The sequence below is a fragment of the Psychrobacter sp. TB20-MNA-CIBAN-0197 genome, assembly GCF_040309765.1.
GTDB classification, from domain to species: Bacteria; Pseudomonadota; Gammaproteobacteria; order Pseudomonadales; family Moraxellaceae; genus Psychrobacter; species Psychrobacter submarinus.
Map to the genome: position 1 here is coordinate 1 of NZ_JBEOPC010001403.1, position 235 is coordinate 235.

General features: G+C 44.7%; 1 protein-coding gene. It reads left to right on the plus strand.

Annotated features, from left to right (window positions below; all coding sequences use genetic code 11):
• The coding region (locus AAEY83_RS18570; RefSeq protein ID WP_351061652.1) for a hypothetical protein at positions 1 to 235 on the plus strand (235 nt) is incomplete at both ends.

The window sequence follows — 235 nt, forward strand, 5'->3', positions numbered from 1 at the left end:
CTTCGGTAACGTACACTTAAGCTTTGGTACGCCACTACATCTCACTGAGTTTATGACAAAGTTTGATGTGTCTGCTGACAGCTTACCTTCCGACCGTACCGATACTCCGCTCGATGAAAAAGCCAGTGCGATGGTCGATAATATTGGCGTTAAAATCATGCAGCATATTAATAAAGCTGCCGTGGTCACACCTGTATCACTGTTATCACTTGTCTTATTGTCAGCACCCAAAGCG